Origin of the sequence: Palleniella intestinalis, from assembly GCF_013166595.1 — a bacterium.
In the GTDB taxonomy this organism is placed as follows: Bacteria; Bacteroidota; Bacteroidia; order Bacteroidales; family Bacteroidaceae; genus Prevotella; species Prevotella intestinalis.
The window spans coordinates 438,885-464,352 of sequence record NZ_JABKKG010000003.1 but is presented as its reverse complement, the minus strand read 5'-3'; the positions used below and the strand labels follow the sequence as shown (position 1 = coordinate 464,352).

Sequence of the window (25,468 nt, the reverse complement as noted above, 5' to 3'; positions counted from 1 at the left end):
TACAAGTAAACATTAGAATTAAACATACTAATTTTCATAAAAGAAGTTATGGCTAAACGTAAAATAAATATCGTAAGAAAAACAAATTATTACATTGATAATAAAGGATTTTTAAAAGGCAAATGGGGCGGATTTCGTGAGAATCCTTATCTTGGTATGAATGGGGAAAAATTATATTGGATTTTTTATAGTAAATTTTCAAAAGATGTCCTTATTGATGAATATGGAAATTTTTACCAAAAATTTCCATGTTCTAAATACGATTGTGTTTTAAAATTATCAGATGAACTTTTTTTATGCGAAAAAAATAATAGATATGGCTTAATGGATAACAATGGAAAATTTATTTTGCACACTTCTTTCAAAAGTATCACATACAAAAATAAGGAACATCTAAATTTGGACTTATTTATCGTAACATCAGAAACAGGAGTATTTCTATTCAATTATACAAATAGAACAGAATCTAAGGAATACGACGAAATTCTTTGGTACTCTGATGAATATTTTTCATTTAAAAATAATGGCAAATATGGCATAATAGACAATAATGGAATTGTACTTGTAAATGCAGTATACACAATAAATAGCTTCCATAAAAATTACAATAATTTCTTAACAACAAAATTATTAGGTTACAATTTCTATATTTATTTTGAAAACCAAAAACTCTATGGAGTAGTACCCATTGACAAATATGACAAATGTGTTAAATTGGGTGGATTTTTAGAAGGATTCTATATTACATATAAAAATGGCAAGTATGGGTTATTAGATAATTATGGAAAAACAGTTGTAAAGCCATATCTGAATAAGATAATTTTATATGATGGAATAAAAAAACCATATATCGAAATAAAATTTAGTGACGGCAAATCAGGAAAGTATGTTAATATAATATTTGTCATTACTAAAAAAAACAACAAATTTGCTTTATATGATGTTATTAGCGGTAAATGTATAATCTCAAATTGCGATGAAATGGATTATGTCATTGGTCCCAAAAGAATCCAGCCAAAACAATTTGATTTCATCTATTTCAAAAAGAATGGTAGTATTGGCTACGTCACTGAAGGTGGATATATCATAGACAAATACCATTTCGATAATTTTCATTTAGATCACAGTTTTTGGATCGTTTCTAAAAATGGCAAATGGGGAGTTTTGAATTTAACAGGATTTGAACGCTTTCCGTGTATTTATGATGATATAAAGCATATCCATTCTGGCAAGTTTCTTGCTCATGAAAATGGTGTAGAAAAGACTATTGGGGAATCATATTATTATAAAGAACATCATAATTATAGTAGACAAGAAATGATGCGAGACACATGGGATGCCTTAACAGATGGTCAATATGGAGATATGCCTGATTACTTTGATGGTGACTGCGAGTTTTTAGGATATTAATGATGTTTTTAAACTGAAAAATATTTTTCTCAAAAGGTTTATTATATTATAATGACCAAACTTTAAACATATCCCAATGTCAAAATACGCTGTACTTTGTAAAGATACGACAAAATATTCAATATTTCCATATCTTTCAGTGGAAAAACGAGGTTTCATATCAAAATTTAACATTATAGAAATTATAAATATAATATAATACAAGCTAAAAACAGGCTACTAGTGGCGTTACTTTCCCATCAAGCATCTCTTCAGTGGCGACTGCCCCAAAAAAATAAACTACAATCTTTTATAAATACTGCAGCATGGTAAGGTAGGAGATTGGCAGCATGTGTTCACAGAGCTTGTCAAAAGACACACTATTAGACGCCCTCCCTTTCACATATTGACGGGTCCCACACACCAAAATAAAGAGGCGGAGAAATGGTTGGATATTAGGGAACAAAGAATCGTCAGACAACGAATTCCCTTTATTTTGTTTACCGTAACGGCATACATCTTACCATGTCTGAGCCACAAAACGGGAATCATAATGACTTATATTAAATAGAGGATCGCGTTGCCGATATGGCGCTACAGCTAAAAGAATGAGGAATCAGCACAGATGACTTGTTCTGTAACTTTGACGGCTTGAAACTGCGTCGCCACAGACAAGAATGACATCATCTCCAACGTATGTCCAAATCGCAGGAATGCACAGACTATTCGGAAAAATATCTCTTTGAATGAAATGATGTACAAAGAACGGTAGATGGTTGAGAGGACAAATGTTTAGACAGACGGATTCAAGGCTGTACTTGTACGATTTGACACTACTGTGGATAGCAGGAAAAGATGGAACTATACTGTATGGTCTTATTTATTAAAAAACATATCAAATTCAATTAGTTTAAACAACTTCAATAAAATAATGCACTAATCTTCGCAAAATAAACATTTATCACAGTACACAAGACAAGGCATTAAAAAAGACACAACTTGTTTTTCTTTGTAACTTTGTAATCACAACAGATTTCCTCTGCCAACATGCAAATGGCATTGGACAACATTAACCATTGAACAATAGAAACCACGTGCTGACTATCTACAAAGCGAGTGCCGGCTCCGGAAAGACGTTCCGGCTGGCAATAGAATACATCAAGCGTCTCATCGCCAACCCAAAAAGCTACAGACACATCCTTGCCGTGACTTTCACCAACAAAGCCACGGAAGAGATGAAGATGCGCATATTGTCGCAACTCTATGGCATATCGCATGGGCTGAAGGACTCTGATGTCTACCTCCATGTCATGCTGCCCGAACTGCAACAGCAGAATGCCGAACAGCCTTTCACCAATGGAAAGGTCACGGAAAAACTTGTCAGGGAACGTGCTGCGGAGGCTCTGAAACTGCTCTTGCACCACTATAATTTCTTCCGTGTGGAGACCATCGACAGATTCTTCCAGACCGTATTGCGCAATCTTGCACGTGAACTTGACCTCACTCCAAACCTCCGCATCGAGCTCAACGACAAAGAGATAGAGCATGAGGCTGTCGACCGCTGGATAGACAGTTTGCAGGAGAACGACCGTGAACTGGTTTGGATTCTTGACTATGTCCGCTCATCAATGGACGAGGAAAAGGCGTGGAACATCATCGGACAGATAAAGACTTTCGGCGAGACGCTTATCAGTGACGAGTACAAAGAGCATGCAGACGAGTTCATGGAGAAATTCGGCAACAATGAGAATGATTTCTACACAGAATACTCCACCCTACTGCGCTCCCTCATACAAAAGGGCACAAAGACCGTCAACAGTCAGGGACAGGCAATGTGGGACGAGATAGAGCGCCATGGTTATGACGAGACAGTCTTCTACCAAGGTGCGAAAGGTGTCGGCACATTCATCAGGAACATGGCGACAAAACCTGTCACGGAACTGGCCATGAACTCCTATGTCAAACGATGCCTGGACCAGGACGACACTGACGCAAGCAAATGGCTGAAGAAAAACAGTCCGGCACATTTGCAGGAGTTCTGCCGTGAGAAGCTCCGCCCCATGTTCCTGAAGGCAATGGAGTCGTTCCCTGTCTTGCAGATTCAGGCACGCAGCGCATCATTGACATTGAAGCATCTCTCCAAACTGCGCCTGTTGCGTGCCATAAAGGAAGAGATTGACTTCAGCAACCGCGAGCAGGACCGTTTCCTGCTTTCTGACACACAAACCTTGCTGGCAAAGATGATTGAGGATTCCGATTCGCCATTCATCTTCGAGAAAATCGGTGCTCTCCTGCAAAGCATAATGATTGATGAGTTTCAGGACACATCACGCATACAGTGGCGGAACTTCAAGGTTCTGCTCAACGACTGTATGGCAAAGGGACATGAGAACCTTATTTTGGGTGATGTGAAGCAGAGTATCTACCGCTGGCGTTCAGGCGATTGGCGGCTTCTTAACAACATAAAGGAGGAGTTTGCGCCTGGCATGCGTGAAGAGACAGAAGTCAAGCACCTGCAGACCAACCGCCGTTCTGCCACAAGAGTGATTGATTTCAATAACGCTTTTTTCACCACAGCGACAGAAGATGTCTGCAAATCAGTGGAAGAAAATTGTCAGGAGGATGATGTCCGAAGCCTGCGACATGGCTACGAGGATGTGGAGCAGGAGTATCCGGAAGGCAAGGAGGCAAGCGGATATGTCGAAGTGAAGGTTCTTGACAAAACGGACTATGAGAGCGAAACGCTGCAATATGTCGCTGACACTGTCATCTCGCTGATAGAAAGAGGTGCGCAACAACGCGACATAGCCATACTTGTCCGAACAAACGGGCATATCCCTGACATCGTGAACCATTGCATGGAGCAGTTCCGTGCCCACCCCTCCCCTATCATCAACAGCCTGAAGCTGGTTTCCAACGAGGCTTTCCTGCTCAATGCATCGCCTGCCGCACTCATCATAATCGACGCCATACGGCTGCTATTGCTTCCGCAAGACGAAATCACGCGTGCAAGACTTTCGCTTTATTACCAACGTTATGTGCTTGAAAGCACTGCCGAACAGAACGAGATGCTTACCGAAAAAGTCTTGCCACAACGTTACACCGAGGAGTTTGAGACACTTGCTTCCATGCCACTCTACCAGCTATGCGAAGAGCTGTACTCCATTTTCTCCCTTGAAAAGTTGGAGTGCCAAAGCGCATTCGTATGCTATTTCCTTGACTGCGTGACGGAATTCCTTCAAAAGTCCATGGGTGACCTCCAGTCATTCATTGACTATTGGGACGAGACCATGCACAAAAAGAAAGTGGAGAACGATGCCGACAACGGCATACGCATCCTTACTATCCACAAGAGTAAGGGACTTGAGTACACGCACATCATCATCCCGTTCTGCGACTGGAAACTCGAACTGTCGAGCCTGCTTTGGTGCAAGCCTCAGACAGCACCGTTCAACATGCTGAAAGTCATCCCGATATACAGCAGTGAAAAGCAAATGGGGAACACTATCTACGAACCTTATTATTGGGAAGAGCACTTGCAGAATGAGGTGGACAACCTCAATCTCCTTTACGTTGCCTTCACAAGAGCCGTGGAGAGTCTGTATGTCTCCACCCTTTCCAAGCAGTCAGGTGCTTATCGTGGCAAACTGATTGAGACGACAATCAATAACCTCTCAAAAAGAGGTATAGGCATATACAACGACGGTGTGTTCTCCTATGGAGAGCCGTGGGAAGGACATGGGGAGACTGTACAGAAGGAGACACAGAACGTGTTCATGCAGCCGTTCACCCCAATGACAATAAACATCAAGACAAGCACCCGGCACCCTGTGTTTCTTGAAAGCAACAGAAGCAAGGATTTCATACTCACCGACGAGCAGGAGACTGAGCAATTACGCTCACAGTACATACAAATGGGTAATATCCTGCACAGCCTGTTCGCCCAAATCCGTACTGCCGACGACATCCCTGCCGCACTCCTACGCCTCGAAATGGAGGGGCTGCTCTACGGACAGGACATCACGGCGGAAGCCTTAAGACAACATATAGAGGCGGCGCTGACAAACAAGCAAATCGCAGAATGGTTCTCCGGAAGATGGCAAATCTACAATGAATGCGCCATACTTTCCTATGACAAAGAATCCGGGAAATACCTTGAGCAGCGTCCTGACCGTGTGATGACTGACGGTGAACGCACCATAGTAGTGGATTTCAAGCTCCACTCCTTCAAGGAAAGCTACATCACCCAAGTGCGACAATACATGGCATTGCTAAAGAAAATGGGACACCGTAATGTCAGCGGTTTCCTATGGCTTGTCATGCCAAACAAAATCATTGAAATAAAGGATTAGGACAGAAGCCCATCGTCTGAAACTTATCACCTTAAAACCATCACCCAGAACCACCGAATATGCAGACATACATCGAAGAACTCGCACAAGAACTCTACCAACGTTTCGGCAACGACTTGTCGAAAGTTGCCGTGGTGTTCCCTAACAAACGTGCATCGCTCTTCCTCAACGAGGCATTGGCTAAACTCGGCAACGGCACTCCGCTATGGTCTCCGTCATACATCACCATCTCCGAACTGTTCCGCCACTACAGCAACCTTGAAGTTGCCGACCAGATTCTGCTCGTCTGCCGACTGTACACCGTGTTCCAAAGAGTGACAGGATATGGCAACGAGACCCTCGACCGCTTCTATGGGTGGGGGCAACTCCTTCTTGCCGACTTTGACGACCTCGACAAAAACATGGCTGATGCCGAGAAGGTCTTCCAAGTGGTCACCGACCTTCACCAGCTTGACAATGATGAGTATCTTTCCGAGAAACAACGTGAAGCACTGAAATCCTTCTTCAAGAATTTCACTGACGACAGCACATCAAAGATGCGCGAGAAATTCATGCACCTTTGGAGCAGGCTTCATGAAATCTACACAACCTTCCGCGAGGAACTGCGCAATGACGGACTGGCCTATGAGGGAATGCTCTATCGCGATGTCGCCGAGGAAAAGGAACTCGTATTCGACTATGATGCCTACTACTTTTGCGGATTCAACTGGACACAAAAGGTGGAACAGCGTATCTTCGACCGCATAAATCTTGAAGGAAAGGCTACATTCAAATGGGACGACAAGGAATGCCAGCCAAAGAATGTGACCTACATCTCTGCACCGACCGAGACCATGCAGGCACGCTATGTCCATGACTGGCTGCTCGAAAACGACCGCTACAAGGACGGGGCAAAGACGGCTGTCGTAATGGCTGACGAACACCTCTTGCAGACTGTCATACGCTCACTGCCTGACGAAATAACGAAAGTGAACATCACCACCGGCTACCCTCTCTCACAATCTCCGGCAGTCTCACTGCTCCAGATGCTTATCGAACTGCAGACTGTCGGCAGGACATCCGCAGCAGGACGGTTCAACAAACGCTACATAAAGAAAGTGGAGGGGCATCCGACAACAAAATATCTAACCGATGAGCACCGCAAACTGATTTTCCAAAACATTGATGACATCTGCCTTGAAGGATATGACATTCTCAACACTAACGCAAAACTGACAATCTATCTGCAGAACATCATAAAACAAGTGGCACAGGACGGAACAGAAGCCAACGCACTTGACAAGGAGAGTTTCTTCCGCATCTACCAAATCCTGCAACGTCTTCTGACTCTGATTCTTGACGGGACACTTATTGTTGACATAGTCACCTACCGCCGGTTGCTTGTACAAATCATCAACAGCACGACAGTGCCATACCACGGCGAACCTATCGAGGGCATACAAATAATGGGTGTCCTTGAGACACGCTGCCTTGACTTCGACCATGTACTGCTGCTATCATGCAATGAGGGCAACATGCCGAAGGGAGTCAACGACTCTTCATTCATACCGCACACTGTACGCAAGGCTTACGGCATGACAACTGTTGAGAACAAAGTAGGTATCTATGAGTACTATTTCCACCGTCTCCTCCAACGCACCAACAATGTCACCCTGACTTACAACTCTTCCACGGAGGGGATAAACACTGGGGAGATGTCACGCTTCATGCTGCAACTCATGGCGGAAACCGACATCCCTATACGCAGAATATCGCTGCAGGCGGGACAGGACAACCAACATATCACACCAAAGGCTGTCAGAAAACCACAGGACTGCACCGCACCGGGCACAATGTCCTACATTTCCCCGTCATCACTGTCCACCTATCTCCGCTGCCAGGTGCGCTACTACTATGAGCAGATACTTAAACTGCGTGAGCAGGAGGACGATGACATAGACGAACTTGACAACAGAATCTTCGGCAACATATTCCACCATGCCTCGGAACTCGTATACAAGGACATCATGGATGACAAAGGATTCATACATGCCCCGATACTGAAACGCACATTGGAGGACGAAAGGAAGATTGCCGGATATGTCGACACTGCATTCCGTGAAGAACTGTTCATGAAACAGGCAGGAGGGGAAACGGAGAAATACACCGGTATACAAATCATCAACCGACGCGTCATAATACGACTGCTGAAGGATTTGCTGCGCCACGACCTGCAAAACACACCGTTCCGCATCGCCGGACTCGAACTGAAAGTCTCTGCACCACTCACCATAGGAGACACATGTGTAACAATAGGAGGATACATTGACCGCCTTGACATCATCGGCAACGAACATCAAGGCTACACAATCCGTGTCGTGGACTACAAGACCGGATTCAGAGAACAAGGCGAAATGGGTAGCATAGAGGATATTTTCGACCCTGCCAACATCTCCAAACACTCCGACTATTTCCTCCAGACAATGCTGTACAGCATCATCGTGCGCAACTCCAAAGAAGCAAATCCCGACAATCTGCCTGTCGTTCCTGCCCTCCTCTTCGTGCAAAGGACACGCCGTGAAGGCTACTCGCCAATACTCGAAATAGCCGGCAACCCAATCAAGGACATCAAGGAACTCGAACAGGACTTTGTCGGGCTTCTCGCACAACTCATAGCTGAGATAAGGGACAACAACCAAGATTTCCGCCCTACACCCGACACATCACGCTGCCAATACTGTCCGTTCCGGCAGATGTGCGGTGTATAGGCATAAACCACATAAAAAGAGAAATGTCCGCACATCAATGAAGATGTGCGGACATTTTATTAATACTTAGTATGACTGGGATTAGCCCTTGTGCATACCGTTAACTGTTTTCACTACTTTGTAGATGTTGTAAATTGCGACTGCATAAACTGCAAATGTCGCTACCATGAATGTTGTCATAATCAATACTAATTTAATTGTTATCCTTTAATTTTATTACATCTCGTGCCGACCGCTGTCGGCTTTGTTCATTTTGTTTATCCTGTTCTGTTATCTGATGCAAAGGTACATCTATTTCCCATAACCACGCAATCTTTTTAGCTAAAATATTATAATCATGGACTATCTCTTAACATAGGTCATTGGTTGTGCAAATAAAGTCCGTCATAATACATTTATACAGCAATAAATGTCGCATATTACACCTATTTTACCTCCATTTTTGCAAAAAAGCGGCTATTAATGAAAAAAACATAAATATAAATTCATAATCTCTACATTTTTTTGTACCTTTGTCCTCGCAAACCAACAATTCCGGTATTCTGTCTATAATGCAGAGGCGAGTGAGGAGGGGGATGCACTATATATAGGAAAACGTTTACTTGACGTTTTATCTGTGACACACTGAACTTCGCAACTTCAACATTCCGTCACACGATAAAGCAACAGTAGATGTTCATGGGTATGTATCTGGACAGCCCTTATTGTATGCTTACGTTTCGTAGGTGTACATATTGGGCGTATATACATATCGGCGTGGGCCTCTGCGTTGCTTATCCCTGATGGAATGGCAATGCGAAGGCCAAGTGTGTGGGATAAGTGACAGGTACAGATCCCGCGCTTTTTTTGTATATAGCACACATAAGAATCACTTCATCATCAATCCGTCCGGTTCGGGAGCTGCGGACATATTATAATAATGTATATAATATGAAAGCAGCAAGAGTTTTTTTAGTCATGGTGCTTGCCGGAATGTTCACCACTACATCAGCACAAATCACAAAAGAACAAATCAAAGAGAGGGAAGCTATCCACAAAGCATCCAAGTCCGAACTTAATGAGAAAGCCACAAAAGCAGCACGCAAAGAAGCTAAGAAACTGGCAAAAGAAGGATGGACAGCAGCACCTGGCGCACTGCCTTTGGAAAAACAATTGGACAAGTCGTATCTTATGCAAATGGAATACGACACGGACATGTACCCAAAATATCTTATGGGTGAGGCTATGAGCATAGGCGAGAACTACGACGCAGCAAAGATGCAGGCTCTTGAACTTGCCAAGCAGAACCTTGCCGGACAGATACAGACAGAGATTACCGCACTGATAGAAAACACGGTTGCCAACAAGCAGCTTGCAGCCGAAGAAGCAGCATCCGTGACACAAAGCGTCATGGGCGCAAAAAATCTTATCTCACAAAGTTTAGGACGCACCATAACCGTAATAGAGCTTTACCGTACCAAAGCAAACAAGAACAAAGAGGTGCTTGTCAGAATCGCCTACAATGGCAATATGGCAAAAGCCGCTGCAAAGAAAGCTGTGCGCAAGGACCTTGAGAAAACAGGAGAAGAGATACAGAAGAAACTTGACGACATTCTCGGTTGGTAAATTCCTCACTAATGATTTGATTCTCTGACAAACTGTATGAAGCTGATTCTTTTGTTTTTGTCCTTTCTGTTCGCGCTTCCAACGTTCTCGCAAAAGCTGAGGACGGTGGAAGGCGAATATACATATCACGCACCCGAAAACAGCACACTCGAAGAGGCGAAGAGGACAGCACTCGACCGCGCCAAGATACAAGCTCTTGCTGATGCCTTTGGCACTATTGTGTCACAGACAAATGCCACACACATGGAAAACCGCAACGGCAAGTCCGAAGTTGACTTCCTGTCAATAGGCGGAAGCGAGGTAAAGGGGGAATGGATAGAGACTATCGGCACACCGCAATATGGCATATCCTACGAACAGGACATGCTTGTCATCAAAGTTGCCGTGAAAGGAAAAGCAAGAGAAATCGTATCGGCAAAGATAGACATCAAAGCAAAAATATTGCGCAACGGCACGGAGGACAAGTTTGAGAGTGGAGAGTTCCGCGACGGCGATGACCTCTATCTGTCGTTTGTCTCTCCCGTAAGTGGCTATCTTGCTGTCTATCTCGTTGACGCGGAGCAAAAGGCATACTGTCTCCTACCCTATCGCAGCCAGACAGACGGCATCTATAAGATAGAGGCTAACCGCCGTTATCTGTTCTTTAACATCAAGGAAGCTCCTGCAAATGAGCGGAGGTATGTGGATGAATACATTATGACATGCTCACGCCCGTCAGAGCATAATCAGATATATGTGGTATTCTCACCACAACCTTTTGCCAAAGCTGCCGACAACACCTCGGCAGAAACACTCCCACGGGAACTGAGCTTTGAAGAGTTTCAGCGATGGTTTACAAAATGCAATACGAAGGACAAAGAGTTGCAGTCACAACTGATTCCTATATTAATCATGAAATAATAGCATGAAGAACTATATAAAGAACTATATAATGATTTTATTCAATGATGTTTGTTCAATTATAAACACCGTATTCTATTTGACAAAGAAATATCACCTAATGATACTATTTCTCATAGTCATTGGCTGTATTGTCTTTTGTTCACATTTGCTTTACATTTGGTATCGTGTACCACACAAGTCTGTTACATTCACAACAAATGTTGTGGGGTGCATCGGTAATCCGAAGTGTAAAATCATTGCACTAATGAACTACGGAAATGAAAAAACAGAGAATGATTCCATTGGATTCGCTTTGCAGATATATCATCCGTTCAGAGAACATTCTCCATATCTGTTCAAGGGGAATATGTCAGGAACATCATCTAATCTACCAAGAAGAAAGCGATATTACAATGAATATGAATCTCTGTGCCATAAATATGCTTCCGCTATTGATTCCATTTCAACAGTCTATAAAAGCAAAATAACAGTAAAATCAAATCTATACGATACTGTACTTGCAAAAACTGGTGAGTGTTGGTCTAACAATAGAGAAGTTGCCATCTGGAATCAGCCTATAGTTATCAAAGATAAATCCACAACAGAAGATGAGTCTTGGTTTTATTTGAAACGGAAGTTGAAGACATGGGAAAATCCTGCGGATACGGCATATTTAGGACACGGTTTACTAAATACGTATGACAATTTGTTTCCTAAATGGACATCAAGGGGTGATGTGTCAAAACTGAAATTCGACTTAAAACTTGAACAATCTGACTTTATTAATTGTAATGAAGTTATAATCAATTTCAACGGACCATATAGCCTCTATTCCATAACAATAGAGCCGGATGAGAAAGGATATGATTACATACGCTTTACTAATCCATACAAACTGGAAATCATAAACAGAAAAGGTCTGAACTTTTATGCTACATTCCCCATACCGGAGAAAATGCAGCAGGTTAGAATAGCAGCACTGCTGATTATAATACCAATGTTGTTATCCTACCTTGTGTATTTAGTAAAAAGTATAATAGGAAAATATAAACAAAGTCTTAATTTAAAATCACAAGAAACATGAAAAAAGTATTATTTATTCTATTCTTATTACCTGTATTGATATGCAATGCACAGGAAAACGAAGCCATAACGGCAAAACTAGAAGCGAAATATGGAAGAACCAATGTATCTTACCAAAGCGAAGGATTTTATGTAATACAGAAAAAAGGTGATTGGCGCACACAAAGCTTATGTGACAATAATGGAGAAATCATTATTCCATTTATTCAAAATGTTAATGGTATTGTGTTTGAAAAAGATTGTATAATAATTATCACAGCAGAAACAGAACACGACATAGGATGGACAAAAGGGTTAATGGGGCTTTACAACAATAAAGGAAAGCTTCTTCTTCCACATGAATACAGATATATACAAAAAGTGAACAGTGACAAAGGTATTTATCTCATAGGCAAAGGTCCTCAAAACGATACCCCTCTGGGAAATCTTGACTATCCAAAGAATGCGAAAATGGCACTTTATGATGTTAAAAATGAGAAATTTTTAACACCTCTTATTTATGACTATATTAGTTATCAATTCTCAGAAAAAGAAAAAATGTTTTTGTTTAATATTGGCGGTAAAATTATAGACCATAGTAATACTTCAGATGGTGCAATAGTTAAAGGTGGTAAATGGGGGTATTTAAGTGAAGACGGAACGGAAATCATTCCTGCAAAATATACACATGCTACTCCTTTCAAAGATGGTATAGCGCAAGTTACCGAAAAAGGAACTACAAAAATAATACATAACCCTTTGGTTGGCAAAATGTCAACGAGAAGCGAACTTGCTATGGCTATTGATGCTAATATACCAGAAACAAAAAACAAAAGTGATAATACATTTGCATTTATATTCTCCAATGAGAATTATAGCAGTTTCCCAGCTTCTGATTATTCTGTAAATGATGGAAAAATATTTACAGAATATTGTAAAAAGACATTGGGGATTCCTGTAAATAATATAAGATATTATGAAGATGCAACTTTTGGCAATATACAAAAAGCGATTAAACAAATTGAAGACATAGCTGACGTGTATGATGGAGAGGCTAAGATTATATTTTATTTCTCTGGTTTAGGAATCTCCGATGCTAAGACTAACGCAAGATACCTATTGCCGTCTGATGCATCTCTTTCCGCTTTGTCTTCTACTGCTATTTCGTTAGAGCAGTTGTGCGGCAATCTTGGAAAGTTGAAAACAACATATACCTTAACTATCATTGACGCCCCTTTTAATGGAATGGATAAAAATGGGAAAAACATAGCTGAAGGGCGTGGAGTTAATATAAAAAATAACGATGTAGTTCATGTAGAAAACAATATGATACTTATATTAGGGAGTGAGAGCGGGAACTGTTATTCAAGTAAGACTTTGGGACATGGACTGCTTACTTTTTCTATTTTGAATCATTTAAATAAAACTTCAGGCAAAACAAATATCAAATCATTATTAGATGAAATGACTTCATCTGTAGGTAAGGAATCACTAAAACTATTTAATAATGTACAAAAAACAGACATAAAGATTTCAGAACAGATAAAGCAATCATTACAAACTCAAAAATTATGAAAATTACGAAAAATATAATCACAGCATTAATCTTATTATTTTGTTCTCAAACAGCGTATTCACAAATAACAAGTGCAAAAAAAAGCGAAAATGGAAAGTATGGATTTGTTGACAGAAATGGGCAGTGGATAGTACCGCCCAAATATGACCTTGCTTCTTGGCATGAAAATGACCACTATGGAACTTTTAGCGAAAATACTTATTTAAAGGAAGGGGCGGTAAATAAATATGGAAAGATAATATTTCCATGCATCTACGAAGGCATATACATGTCCTTTGACAAAGAACTCAACAGGTATGAAGTTAGGTTGGAGAAATCAAAAGAAGTAAGAGAGTATGGCGTGTACGATGCGAAGAGCGGAAAGGTTATTATACCTGCCATATATGATTACATTGGGAAAGATGGCAATATTTACAAATGCAAATTACATGGAAAAAAAGGTTATTTTGACATAAATGGCAAAGTCATAATACCTGTAAAATATGAAAGTGTACTACCAAAAGGAAAGGATGGAAAAGAAGGCTTCAGAGTAGAAACTGAAGATGGGAAAAAAGGGTTTTACGACAAGAATGGCCATGTGATTATTCCTGAGAGTGAATATAGTTACCTTGTTAAAGATAATGATTATTTTATAGTTCAAAAAGGAGAATATAGAGGCTTTCTTGATGCTAATGGTCAAGAAGTTCTTTCTCTTAACTTAGGATATAGCAAAAGATCAGCTGTTGCAAGCGATGGAATATTTCTTGTGGAGAAGAATGGTAAATTTGGATATTATGCCAATGGAAAGGAAATAATTCCATGCCAATATGATGAAGCATCGGTTTTCACAAATGATGTGGCGACAGTAAAGAAGGACGGACAAGTGAAACTGATAAAGAATCCACTTAAAGACGGTTCAAAAATTCAGATAGCAGAAAACACTGTTGCCGTAAGCAAAAAGAAAGTTGGCGGTCCTGCCGTCTCACGCTATCCGGCGCCAAACTCTGATGTAGACAAGAATATTCCATCAGGAAATCAGAAGAATGAAAACACATTCGCGTTTATCATAGCCAACGAGAATTATCCTGATGCTCCTGTGCCCTATTCCCTTAATGACGGACGAATGTTCAAAGAGTATTGCAACAAGACATTGAGCATACCGGAGAAGAACATAAACCTTTATGAAGACGCTACATTCGGCAATATCATAACAGCTGTGGAAAAGGTCAAGAGCATTGCAGACGCCTACGACGGTGAGGCAAGTGTAATATTCTACTATGCAGGACATGGTTTCCCTGACGAGAAGCAAAACACAGCTTATCTTTTGCCGGTAGATGGCAATGCCTCTGACATCACAACAACCGGATACAGCCTTGCCAAACTGTACAAAGACATTGCCGCACTTAAACTGAAATCGTCAATCATCTTCCTTGATGCATGCTTCAGTGGCGCGAAACGTGAAGACAATATGCTTGCCTCCTCACGTGGTGTTGCCATAAAAGTAAAGGAGGAAGCACCGCAAGGCAATATGGTTGTATTCTCCGCAGCACAAGGTGATGAGACTGCACACCAGATTGAAGAGAAAGGGCACGGTCTGTTCACATATTATCTGCTGAAGGAACTGCAGCAGACAGGAGGAAATGTCACATTAGGAGAACTTTCCAAATTTGTGACAAAGCAAGTCAAGCGCCAGTCTGTCGTCATCAACAACAAAAAGCAGACTCCAACAATCATACCTTCTCAGTCTGTGGCAAGCAGTTGGCAAAACATGAAACTAAAATAAAAAACAAACGATGAAACGATTTATCCTTATCTTCCTGTCGGCATACACATGTACAACCGTCAATGCCCAGACAGATGAGTTTCGCAGAAGTTATGAAGAGTTCAAGCGGCAGGCTCGGCAGGAGTATGAAACGTTCCGTGACAAGGCGAACAAGGAGTATGCAGAGTTTCTGAAAACGGCATGGCAGCAGTATAAGACACTGCCTGCCATACCCAAGCCGAAAGATGAGAATGTGCAGCCTGTGGTGATGCCGGAGGAAGATAAGGACAAACCGATAGAAAACAATGCTGTGCCCATTAAGGATGTGGTCGCACCACCGCAGCCGAAACCGCAGCCTGTGCCTGTGTCCCCGATAAGGGAGCAACCAAAACCGATAGAAAGCTATGTTTCATTCATGTTCTTCGGCACGGAATGCAAGGTGAGGTTTAACGAAAATGAGAAATTTTCACTTAAAGGTTGTAACGGCAATGCATTGGCAGAGGCATGGGAAAGACTGTCTGGAGCAATATACAACAACACGATACGCGACTGTCTGGAGTTGCGCATACGTATGGGGCTGTGCGACTGGGCTTATCTCAATATGCTTGACAAAATGGCAGAGGCATGTCTCGGAAAGACCAACGAGGCAACTATGCTCATGGCGTTCATCTACAGCCAATCAGGGTACAAAATGAGAATAGGATGCACTAACGAGAACATTTATCTGTTGTACGCAAGCGAACACAACATATACGATTACGCTTATTTCAACATTGCCGGAGAGAAGTTTTATCCCTTCAAGTGCAATGTACAGAACCTGAAGATATGCGGTGCATCAATGCCTGACGAGAAGCCTTTGTCATTACTGATTATGGAGACACCGAAATTGAGTTACAGCAAGACGGAAGTAAGGACACTGCAGTCGAAACGTTATCCGGAGATGAGAGTGCAGACAAGTGTAAACAAAAACCTCATCAAGTTCTATGATGCTTATCCAATATCAGAACTGGGCAGCAATTTCATGACACGCTGGGCTATGTATGCCAACACACCGATAGAGGCGGAAGCAAAGAAGACACTTTATCCTACATTGAGGGAAAAGATTAAAGGCATGAGTGAAAAAGAGGCAGTGGAAAGGCTCTTGAACTTTGTGCAGACAGCCTTTGTCTATGAATTTGATGACAAGGTGTGGGGACACGACCGCGCTTTCTTTGCCGAAGAGACACTCTATTACCCTTACTGCGACTGTGAAGACCGTTCGATTCTTTTCTCACGCCTTGTCCGCGACCTATTGGGACTGGATGTCATACTTGTCTATTATCCCGGGCATCTCGCCACCGCTGTTTGCTTCAAGAGCAATACAGACGGCGACTATATTATGCTGAACGGCAAAAAGTTTGTTGTATGTGACCCGACTTACATAGGTGCTCCCGTAGGACTGACCATGCCGGACATGGACAACAAAGAGGCAAAAGTCATATTGCTAAATACTTAGAAGAAATCATCGGACAGCCGTAATAAAATGGCGGCATGAGAATAAATCGCATGGCACATAAAAAGAGAAATGTCCACACATCAATGAAGATGTGCGGACATTTTATTAATACTTAGTATGACTAGGATTAGCCCTTGTGCATACCGTTAACTGTTTTCACTACTTTGTAGATGTTGTAAATTGCAACTGCATAAACTGCAAATGTCGCTACCATGAATGTTGTCATAATCAATACTAATTTAATTTGTTATCCTTTAATTTTATTACATCTCGTGCCGACCGCTGTCGGCTCTGTTCGTTTTGTTTATCCTGTTCTTTTATCTGATGCAAAGGTACATACATTTACGATAACTCAGCAATCTTTTTAGCAAAAATATCATAACAGAGGCGTAACTCTTAATATAAATCACCAAAAGCTACTACTTTTCCCGAAAAATCATGTGCACTCTGCAGATTATGACGCAAAAACATTCACAATATCCCCCTATACCGATGGAGTTATGGTAAGACGCCAGTCACCGTTTCCTGCACGTTCTATATAGCCTTTAGTCGTCAGTTGCTTTATTTGCTTGTTGACGGAAGCAATATTCACTCCCACCTGCGCTGACATGGACTGAATTGTGATGTCAGGAGTTGTGTACATAAGATTAAGAATCTTGCTCGTCGTGGACGAACGGAATTTAATGCGCTCCCCATCAAACCACCATACATTTTCGCCACGCTCTGTAAGAAAACGAATGTTATATGTGACTTCCTCAACAAAAAGGTTTGTGAAATAGGTCAGAAACTGCTGAATATCACGTTTTGACGCATGCGCTCCAAGCGAAGGCGTAGCACCCACAGTAAGGTCTGTTTTATGTAACGCTTCCAAATATTCATTCTTTTTCCTACTCCTGACCACTATCATCGGGAAGCCATGGCGCGTGAGGATATAGTTAACCAGCAGTCGTGCAATACGCCCATTGCCATCCTCAAAGGGATGAATACGGATATAGCGATAGTGAAACATGGCTGCCAATTCTATTGGGGTGTAGCTGCCTGATTGTTCCGCATCGTTATACCAATCAACCAAATCAGTCATCAACGAAGGAGTCTCTTCCGGGGAGGCATATTCAAACCTGTCACCATATCTTGTTATTACACTGTTCGGGCGAGTCTTATACTGCCCTGCATGAATAGTATAGCTTGTGGTTTGACCTCCGGGCAGATTTCTATATATAACATAATCCTCACGCAAAAGAGTTTTATGCAATGTACGGATAAAATTCTGAGTCATAGGGATGTCTTTCAGCAAAGCCTCTTCTGTCATCATTTTAAGCCCGACATTGCTTGCTGTCATTTCCTCAACATCCTTCACATCAGCCTCCCCTATAACTTTTCCGAAAAGAAGCAGTATCTCGGTTTGACCATACGTCAGTGTATTTCCCTCAATATGGTTGCTGTTATAGTTGAAATCGATTGTAAAGCGACGGCTCAGCAGCTCTCGGTCTCTCTCGGAAAGAGGTTGAAGAGCGTGCCATCGTTCCATTATTTTTGTGACTTTATCCATATCGTGACATTTCCGAATATTGCAAGAAATCGCACTTAAAGGTATACACTGTCTACCTTTTAACGCGTTTTCTTGCAAATTTTACATTATATTTCTATCTGCGTAAATACTCAGCGGGGCAAATTCTTCCCTGCCACAGCACCGTTTCACGGTGCTTAAAACAAAAGTTTTAACTCCGCTGAGTAGTTACCTATCTGCAAAGGTAATAATTATTCTATTTCTTGCAAAAGAAATCGCACAAATCTTTTCAAGAACCGGTTTGTGGCGCACAAGACAAGCACGAGACAAGCCTACATCTGGCGGAAATCCTTGGCAAGACCGCCCTCGGCTGTCTCCTTGTAAAGCGACGGAAGGTCATGGCCTGTCTGCTTCATGACATCCACCACCTTGTCAAAAGAGACCCTGTGCGTGCCGTCGGAGAAGGCAGAGAACACATTGGAGTCAAGCGCACGTGCTGCCGCAAAGGCATTGCGTTCGATGCACGGTATCTGCACCATGCCGCAAACAGGGTCACAGGTCATACCGAGGTGATGCTCCAAACCCATCTCCGCCGAATACTCTATCTGTGCAGGAGAACCGCCGAACAGCTGGCTGACAGCAGCGGAAGCCATGGCGCACGCCACACCGACCTCGCCCTGGCAGCCCACCTCAGCACCGCTTATGGAGGCGTTGTGCTTCACCACATTGCCGAAAAGTCCTGCTGTTGCTATGGCACGGAGGATGCGTGCCTCACTGAAATCCTTGCTCTTCCACAAATGGTAAAGAACGCCCGGCAACACTCCACACGAACCGCAAGTCGGCGCAGTGACTATCTGACCGCCAGAAGCGTTCTCCTCACTGACAGCAAGGGCATAGGCGAAGACTAGTCCGCGGGACTTAAGGCTGTCACGGTAGCCTGTCGCCTTTATATAATATTGTGGAGCTTTCCTGCTCAGATGCAACGGTCCGGGCAGAACTCCCTCTGTATCTATGCCACGTTCCACGGCAGCTTTCATCACACGCCATACTTCACTCAGATAGTCCCAGATTTCCTTTCCCTCACATTCCTCGACATACTCCCAATAGCCTTTGCCCGTCCACTCACAGTACTTCAGGATTTCGGTCATCTTTGACTTGTCGTAAACCTCCGCATCATCCGCCTGTTGAGCATCATCTTCTTTCAGTTCACCACCGCCGACACTATACACCGTCCACGTGTCCACAAGATTGTCTTCCTCGCCATAAGCACGGAACTCCATGCCGTTGGGATGGAACACAGGGAAAATCCTTGGCTCCCAAACAATCTTTATCCCCGGCAGCACACTCTCTATCGCCTTATCTGTCAAGTGTCCTCGACCGGTTGCTGCCAGACTGCCAAACAGTGTCACTTCCGTGCGCGTCGCATCGGGATGCCGCTGTGCAAAAATCTCCGCTGCCCTGTGAGGTCCCATTGTGTGACTGCTCGAAGGTCCGAGTCCTATACGGAAAAGTTCTTTTATACTTTTCATGATATCTGCTTACTTTATTATCCGATACAAAGGTACAACATTTTTGCGGAAACAACAAACAGCGGATTCTTTTTCACACTTATTATAATCCTTCGGCATAAGTCTTTGGCAGGAAAAAGGCAACGGATGTCCCTACGAAAAAACTGCATGAGTTTTCTAATGCTCTATTTATCATAATGTGGAAAACGGACATTCTTTAAGCGGAAAAACATGCTTTCTGCCGTCAAAAACGGCGTTCCACAGTGCGAAAGGTGACCTTTTCCACCGGAAAAACTAACCTTTGGCAGTGGAAAAGGTACCGATTTGCGCACTGAAAGGTAACGAAACGAGCCTTTTTCTGCACATGCAAGTATCCCATATAAAGGTAACTTATTGATTTATAACATAATAAGCAAAACAACAAATCCCTGCAATTTTCAGGGATTTATCGTTCAAAAAAATATACAGGCAATTCTCAGAGAGCAAAAACACGGTGAGTTTTCTAATTACAAAAGGTGGCATCTGACTTTACAAAGAAATGTCTTTGGTAAGTCAAGTGCCACCTTTGATTATATTGTACGCCTGAAAGCAAGCCGTCATTTGCCGGTCGGCGACTCGTCCATGTAGAGATAAGATGGTTTGTAGCCACCCCAATCGATGACAATCTTCTCAAAGACGATGCCCGGATCGTGCGGACGCAAGGTCAGTGTGTGCAGGGAATCGCCGGTTGCATTCACAGGAAGAGTGATCGTTTTCTCCACTACACGGCGCGCAATGGTCGGATAGAAATCCGAATACATGTACGGCTGGCGGTCGACAAGAGTCTTGTTGAAATTGACTTCCACAGCCTTGCCATTGTCGATTGCGACATCGTAGACCATGCCGCCCTTGTTCCGGAAATCAAGTGTTGACTTTGTCACGACAATGACTTTCACCTCCTTTGGACACTGTTTAGGCAGTGTGAACCTGTAAGTGAGTGACGCACCTTTGGCTTCCTTTGTATATGGCGTCAGTGCAATACCGCTCAGCGTTCGCCCATAGTGAGGATATACAGTCCACTCTGTGCCCTCCGGACATGAGGATTCGTAATAATGCTCCGCCTCCATAGCCACATAACCGTCAGACGATTTGAACACATAACCGCCTATTTTATTGTCATCCATTAGGAAAACCTCCGGCATCATGTCAGCAGGGAAAGCATCATTCCACGATGTGTAACCGATGTGCTTCTGAATCATCATGCCGTCCCATTTGCCTCCTGCGATGTCCTTGTTGTACTGACGGCAAAGCACGGAATCGCGCTTGAAGCACTGTGTCACCTTGTCCGCCCACTCGTTGCAGGCAGGATTTTTCATCTCGTAATAGTAATGATTCATCGCCTGCGCATAGTACATCTCATAGAGATTTGCCATTGCCTGAACAGGGAACAGCAGCAACTGACGGTAGAAGTCGTGCTTTGCCTTTGGCAGAGAGACAAACTGGCGCAAAGCCTCAGCCTCCAAGCGTGCATAGTCGGCAGTGACCTTCTCCCACTCTCCTGTCTCCACATTGTATGTTGTGCGGTCAAGCATCTCCGGTGTCACGCGCGCCATGTACTTGCAGTTCAGGTTGTATATCCTTGCAGCCTCGTCGGCATACTCTTCGCCAAGGTTCTCGGCAAAGAATTTCCGTGTATGGGAGGTGACATTCGGTGTGGTATATTCCTTCGGATTCCATGCCATGTCAAGGAACAGCGTTATAGGATACTCCATAGGTTTCAGGTCGCCGACATTGAGCACCCACAGACGGTCGATGCCGTGGTCATAAGCCAAGGAGAGTTGCTCGTGCATCTGCTGTGTCTGCGTGACATTCAGCCACTTGGAGTTTCTCGGAGCACCCACATAATCAACATGATAGTACATGCCCCAACCACCGGGATGATTGCGCTCCTTGAGGTTCGGCACACGGCGTATGTTGCCCCAATTGTCGTCACAAAGAAGGATTGTCACATCGTCCGGCACGCGCATTCCTGCATCGTAATAGTCCTGCCCCTCTTTATATAGTGCCCACATCTGCGGTATCTCGCTCGCTTTCCTGCCTGCCACCTGCCGGATAATCTTGCGCTGGTTCTTGACAACCTTTTCAAGGAGCTTGGTGTTTGTGCCTTCATCCATGGCCTCATCACCGTCACCACGCATGCCGATTGTGACGATGTCCTCCGTTCCACGCATGCGTTCGATGCCTTCACGGAAGAATTTGTCAATGGTTGCCTGGTTTGTTGCGTAGTTCCATGTACCGTAATCCTTGCGGCGGCGCGCCCATTCCTGATGATTGCGTGCCATAGGTTCATGGTGGGATGTTCCCATTATCACTCCCATTTCGTCAGCCGTCTTGCTGTTCTCCGGGTCGTCTGCATAGAACGCCCATCCCCACATGGCAGGCCAAAGATAATTGCCTTTGAGGCGGAGGATTAGTTCGAACACACGGGAATAGAAGCGATGGTCGCCGTAGTTAGTGCCGTAGGTGTTCTTCACCCATGTGGTTAAGCACGGCGCTTCATCATTAAGGAAGAGTCCGCGATAACGCACGGCAGGCTCACCGTCGGTGTACACACCCTTATTGACGAAAAGACGGTCATGGTGAGCGATAGGCACGTCAGCCCAATCGTACCATGGCGACACACCAATCTGGCGTGACAGCTCGTAAATGCCATAGACTGTGCCACGGCGGTCGCTACCGGCAATCACCAATTGGTCGCCGACAACGGTTATCACGTATGCCTCACGCTTGCCACGAAGCAGTTTGCCGTCTATCTGTCCGGCTTTCACCATGCGGTCAATCGTTGCGGAATGTCCTATCGTTCCAACAGCGATTGTCGCTTTGGAGGACGAGAGCTCCACCTTTGCACCACATACTTTCCGCAGGTCCTCTGCAAGATTGTTCACGGCGATTGACACACCTTTCGGCTCTTTGTCGCTCATGGCAATGCCGATAGTGTTGCCGTTGTTCAGCAGCAAGTCGCCCTGCTTGAAATCCACAAACTGCTCTGCGGCTGTCATTGGTATTGCAAGCAATAGTGCTGCAATGACCGTCAGTATCTTTCCTAAAGTTTTCATAATCGAGATTATCGTTTTATTGTCAAATCATCAAGTTGCCAATTTGACAACTTATTAATAGGTCAAAGTCCTTTGAACGTATATTTCGCTCCGGCTTTTGTCACTACATCATATTCATAAACCTTTCTCAGCGCGATGCCTTTCAGTGATGATTTCTCGCTGATTACAGGCTTGGCGATGTGCGCCTCTTCAAGATAGAGGTTGTCCACCTTCTCATGCTTTGTGCTGACAGGGTTCAAACCTTTGCCTTTGAGTGGAGTGTAGGAACGCAGACGAAGCACTCCGCCGATGGTGGACTTCACGGTTGCGGTTGTGAGTTGTCCGTTCTTCCAGTCCATATCAACCTCAAATCCTCCACGTGCCCTGACGCCTTTCACGCTTCCTTCCGCCCATTGGTCGGGAATGGCAGGGAGAAGATGAACCGCACCGTCGTGACTTTGCACGAGCATCTCTGCCACACCGGCTGTCAATCCGAAATTGCCGTCAATCTGGAATGGCGGATGTGCTGTGAACAAGTTTGCGTATGTTCGTCCCTCTTCCTCACCGCCACGCCCGGCAAGTGTCAACATGTTGTTGATAATCTTATAAGCATGGTTGCCGTCAAGCAGTCGCGCCCAAAGGTTAACCTTCCACCCTATCGACCATCCGGTTGCCATATCGCCACGGTAAATCAGTGAGTTACGTGCAGCTTCGAACAGTTCCGGATTTCTGTAAGGTGAGATTTGGTTGCTTGGGAACAGTCCGTAAAGATGCGAAACGTGGCGGTGCGTATTGTTCTTGTCATCCTTGTCCTCAAGCCACTCCTGCAGTTGGCTGTACTGTCCGATGTGCATTGGCGCGAGTCGCTTCACCATCGCCATGAGTTTCTTGCGGTATTGCGCATCTTCGCCTAAGAGTTCGTTCGCCTTTGCAGTACGTGTCAGCAAGTCAAACACCAGCTGATTGTCCATTGTGCATCCTGCATCAATGCCTCCCTGCTCAGGTGACAAGCCCGGACACACAACCATGTACTTGTATTTCGGGTGCTCAACAAGGAACGAAAGGAAGAAATCGCATGCGCCTTTCATCACCGGATATGCCGTCCTCAGGAACTCTTTGTCGCCTGTGAAAAGATAATGCTCCCACAAATGCCGACAAATCCACGCGTTGCCTGTGGGCCACATGCCTGCCGCAGCAAAGTCAACTGGTCCAGTAATGCGCCAGATGTCAGTATTATGGTGCACTGTCCAACCGTCGGCGTTGTACATGTCACGTGCCGTTTGTCTGCCGGTCTGCGACAGTTCCTTGACCATTTGCAGGAAAGGTTTGTGACAGTCACTGAGATTTGTCACCTCGGCAGGCCAATAGTTCATCTCGGCATTGATGTTCAAAGTGTACTTGCTGTCCCACGCAGGATACATGGACTGACACCAAATTCCTTGCAGATTGGCAGGCTGTCCGCCGGGCTGCGACGAGCAAATCAGCAGATAGCGTCCGAACTGCGCCAACAGTGCGACAAGCGCAGGGTCTTGGTCGGTCTGGAAATCAAGAATCCTTTGGCGTGTGCTCTTTGACAAAGAATTCTTGGTTGCATGACTGTCTGCCTTTCCAAGCGACAGTTTGAACCGTCCAAACTGCTTTCCGAACAGTCTTTCATGCTCAGAGACAGCAGTCTTATAGTCCTTCCTTGCCGCCTTGTCCATAATCGTTTTTGCCTTGGCTGCATAATCTCCGCCAACAGTTTTGTAGTCAATGAAGTTAGTAGCAATGGAAATATAGAGAGTTGCGCATGTCGCATCCTTAACCTCTATGCAGTCATCCTTGGCAACAACTTCACCGTCAGCACTATTCACTCGTGAACGTATCTGATACTTAATGGCAGACTTCACACCCTCATGCTCAGTGCCTTGGCTCTCCATGACAAGGTCTCCGCAGTCTGCAAATGTACTGAATTTCGCCGGACGGGTGTAGCTCATCCTGAAATTCAGCATGCCTTTCTTGCTTGCAGAGATTCGCATAACCACCACATCATCGGCAAAAGAGGTGAAAGTCTCCCTTGTGTACTCCACCCCATCGACAGTGTAGCGTGTCGTGGTTACGGCTCTGTCAAGATTCAGTTCCCTGTAATACTTATCACATTTCTCATGCCCTGCAAAGTCAAGCATCACACTTCCGGCGGTCTGATATGCCATTCCGTCCGGTCCTCCAAAGAAATTAGCGTTGACAAGTTTGTCTGCTTCACGGTACTTTCCATTGAAAATCAGTTTTTGGACTATCGGCAGGACATAGGAAGCGTTAGTATCGTCATTCCTATGTGGCGCACCTGACCATACTGTCTCCTCATTCAACTGTATCTCCTCATGGCTTGTCTTGCCATAAACCATGGCACCAAGGCGCGAATTACCGAGTGGCATCGCCTCTTCCCAGTGTACGGCAGGCTCATCGTACCATAATATATTGTCCTGTGCAACGGCATTCCCACCAAAGCAAAACAATATTATTAAGAGTACAAATGTTTTATTCATACATT

General features: G+C 44.0%; 13 protein-coding genes and 1 pseudogene. 10 read left to right on the top strand and 4 right to left on the bottom strand.

All coding sequences use genetic code 11. The features are described from left to right. The first annotated feature begins 48 nt into the window (after nucleotides 1–48). The 10 genes and pseudogenes from HPS57_RS06505 to HPS57_RS06465 all read left to right on the top strand — a co-directional run bounded on the left by HPS57_RS06505 (nucleotide 49) and on the right by HPS57_RS06465 (nucleotide 16,849). The gene (locus HPS57_RS06505) at nucleotides 49–1,410 is read left to right on the top strand and encodes a WG repeat-containing protein (protein ID WP_172181342.1); all 1,362 of its coding nucleotides are present in this window, start codon (nucleotides 49–51) and stop codon (nucleotides 1,408–1,410) included. A 1,055-nt stretch (nucleotides 1,411–2,465) separates the two neighbouring features. Further along, a complete protein-coding gene (locus tag HPS57_RS06500) occupies nucleotides 2,466–5,741 on the top strand; it encodes a UvrD-helicase domain-containing protein (protein WP_172181340.1) in 3,276 nt (1,091 codons plus the stop codon). A 59-nt stretch (nucleotides 5,742–5,800) separates the two neighbouring features. Then, nucleotides 5,801–8,488 carry a PD-(D/E)XK nuclease family protein gene (locus tag HPS57_RS06495; RefSeq protein WP_172181338.1) on the top strand — a complete coding sequence of 896 codons (2,688 nt, stop codon included), beginning with the start codon at nucleotides 5,801–5,803 and terminating at the stop codon, nucleotides 8,486–8,488. Between the two features lie 930 nt (nucleotides 8,489–9,418). Continuing rightward, nucleotides 9,419–10,093 (top strand): hypothetical protein, encoded by a 675-nt coding sequence (locus HPS57_RS06490; protein WP_172181336.1) that lies wholly within the window; start codon nucleotides 9,419–9,421, stop codon nucleotides 10,091–10,093. 36 nt (nucleotides 10,094–10,129) lie between these two features. Next, nucleotides 10,130–10,993, top strand: a complete 864-nt coding sequence (locus HPS57_RS06485) for a DUF4384 domain-containing protein (RefSeq protein ID WP_172181334.1) — start codon at nucleotides 10,130–10,132, stop codon at nucleotides 10,991–10,993. 247 nt (nucleotides 10,994–11,240) lie between these two features. Continuing rightward, the gene (locus HPS57_RS06480) at nucleotides 11,241–12,059 is read left to right on the top strand and encodes a hypothetical protein (RefSeq protein ID WP_172181332.1); all 819 of its coding nucleotides are present in this window, start codon (nucleotides 11,241–11,243) and stop codon (nucleotides 12,057–12,059) included. Further along, a complete protein-coding gene (locus HPS57_RS06475; protein WP_172181330.1) occupies nucleotides 12,056–13,612 on the top strand; it encodes a WG repeat-containing protein in 1,557 nt (518 codons plus the stop codon). The genes HPS57_RS06480 and HPS57_RS06475 overlap by 4 nt, the downstream gene beginning before the upstream one ends. After that, nucleotides 13,609–13,767, top strand: a pseudogene (locus tag HPS57_RS14605) (WG repeat-containing protein); the annotation flags it as partial. The gene HPS57_RS06475 and the pseudogene HPS57_RS14605, both read left to right, overlap by 4 nt. Before the next feature lie 591 nt (nucleotides 13,768–14,358). Then, on the top strand, nucleotides 14,359–15,375 hold the full coding sequence (locus HPS57_RS06470) for a caspase family protein (RefSeq protein WP_369811466.1): 1,017 nt from the start codon (nucleotides 14,359–14,361) through the stop codon (nucleotides 15,373–15,375). 10 nt (nucleotides 15,376–15,385) lie between these two features. Continuing rightward, the gene (locus tag HPS57_RS06465) at nucleotides 15,386–16,849 is read left to right on the top strand and encodes a hypothetical protein (protein WP_172181326.1); all 1,464 of its coding nucleotides are present in this window, start codon (nucleotides 15,386–15,388) and stop codon (nucleotides 16,847–16,849) included. Nucleotides 16,850–17,333: 484 nt separating this feature from the next. On the opposite strand, the gene HPS57_RS06460 is transcribed toward HPS57_RS06465, so the two are convergent. The 4 genes from HPS57_RS06460 to HPS57_RS06445 form a co-directional block, all read right to left on the bottom strand. Further along, nucleotides 17,334–18,377: a Fic family protein gene (locus HPS57_RS06460; RefSeq protein ID WP_253946478.1), complete on the bottom strand. Its 1,044-nt coding sequence runs from the start codon at nucleotides 18,375–18,377 to the stop codon at nucleotides 17,334–17,336. A 311-nt stretch (nucleotides 18,378–18,688) separates the two neighbouring features. Then, nucleotides 18,689–19,885, bottom strand: coding sequence for an L-serine ammonia-lyase, iron-sulfur-dependent, subunit alpha (locus HPS57_RS06455; protein ID WP_172181324.1), 1,197 nt, complete (start codon nucleotides 19,883–19,885; stop codon nucleotides 18,689–18,691). Nucleotides 19,886–20,460: 575 nt separating this feature from the next. Then, nucleotides 20,461–22,959 carry a glycosyl hydrolase 115 family protein gene (locus tag HPS57_RS06450; protein WP_172181322.1) on the bottom strand — a complete coding sequence of 833 codons (2,499 nt, stop codon included), beginning with the start codon at nucleotides 22,957–22,959 and terminating at the stop codon, nucleotides 20,461–20,463. A gap of 62 nt (nucleotides 22,960–23,021) precedes the next feature. Beyond that, nucleotides 23,022–25,463 (bottom strand): glycoside hydrolase family 95 protein, encoded by a 2,442-nt coding sequence (locus tag HPS57_RS06445; protein ID WP_172181320.1) that lies wholly within the window; start codon nucleotides 25,461–25,463, stop codon nucleotides 23,022–23,024. Nucleotides 25,464–25,468 lie beyond the last annotated feature (5 nt).

What these genes read in the sequence shown, in the direction of transcription:
- HPS57_RS06485 (WP_172181334.1), top strand. Translation starts at nt 10,130, where the DNA reads ATGAAGCTGATTCTTTTGTTTTTGTCCTTTCTGTTCGCGCTTCCAACG.
- HPS57_RS06490 (WP_172181336.1), top strand. Translation starts at nt 9,419, where the DNA reads ATGAAAGCAGCAAGAGTTTTTTTAGTCATGGTGCTTGCCGGAATGTTC.
- HPS57_RS06445 (WP_172181320.1), bottom strand. Translation starts at nt 25,463, where the DNA reads ATGAATAAAACATTTGTACTCTTAATAATATTGTTTTGCTTTGGTGGG.
- HPS57_RS06455 (WP_172181324.1), bottom strand. Translation starts at nt 19,885, where the DNA reads ATGAAAAGTATAAAAGAACTTTTCCGTATAGGACTCGGACCTTCGAGC.
- HPS57_RS06460 (WP_253946478.1), bottom strand. Translation starts at nt 18,377, where the DNA reads ATGGAACGATGGCACGCTCTTCAACCTCTTTCCGAGAGAGACCGAGAG.
- HPS57_RS06480 (WP_172181332.1), top strand. Translation starts at nt 11,241, where the DNA reads ATGAACTACGGAAATGAAAAAACAGAGAATGATTCCATTGGATTCGCT.
- HPS57_RS06505 (WP_172181342.1), top strand. Translation starts at nt 49, where the DNA reads ATGGCTAAACGTAAAATAAATATCGTAAGAAAAACAAATTATTACATT.
- HPS57_RS06495 (WP_172181338.1), top strand. Translation starts at nt 5,801, where the DNA reads ATGCAGACATACATCGAAGAACTCGCACAAGAACTCTACCAACGTTTC.
- HPS57_RS06475 (WP_172181330.1), top strand. Translation starts at nt 12,056, where the DNA reads ATGAAAAAAGTATTATTTATTCTATTCTTATTACCTGTATTGATATGC.
- HPS57_RS06450 (WP_172181322.1), bottom strand. Translation starts at nt 22,959, where the DNA reads ATGAAAACTTTAGGAAAGATACTGACGGTCATTGCAGCACTATTGCTT.
- HPS57_RS06465 (WP_172181326.1), top strand. Translation starts at nt 15,386, where the DNA reads ATGAAACGATTTATCCTTATCTTCCTGTCGGCATACACATGTACAACC.